The sequence below is a fragment of the Achromobacter sp. Marseille-Q0513 genome (assembly GCF_018195695.1).
Classification (GTDB): Bacteria; Pseudomonadota; Gammaproteobacteria; order Burkholderiales; family Burkholderiaceae_B; genus Achromobacter.
Map to the genome: position 1 here is coordinate 1 of NZ_JAGTJY010000602.1, position 379 is coordinate 379.

Consider the following 379-nt stretch of genomic DNA (forward strand, 5'->3'; position numbering starts at 1 on the left):
GGATGGCGCCACGCTGTTGCTGACGGCAACCAGCCCGATCACGATTTTTCCCAACCTGGCGAAGACCCAGTACGACCCGCTGGCCAGTTTCGTACCCATTGGCAGCGCCGCCGTGGGACCGGTGGTGATCGCGGCGACCTCGGCCCTGCAAGTCCGGAATTTCGCCGCATTGCTGGCCAAGGCCAGGGAAAAGCCGGACCAGCTCACTTTCGGAGTGCCCGGCTTGGGCTCGGTCGCGCACCTGGGCATGGCTGCCCTGATGGAACAGACTGACACGAAAATGCGGCAAATTCCTTATCGCGGCAACAGCCAGGCCCTGACGGACGGGCTGGGCGGCGTCGTCGATCTGCTGGTGACGAACTCGGACGTGCTGCTGCCG

Annotated in this window: 1 protein-coding gene; it reads left to right on the forward strand. The window is 64.6% G+C overall.

From position 1 onward, the window contains the following. On the forward strand, window positions 1–379 hold a 379-nt coding region (locus KDH83_RS31940), incomplete at both ends, for a tripartite tricarboxylate transporter substrate-binding protein (RefSeq protein ID WP_249205490.1).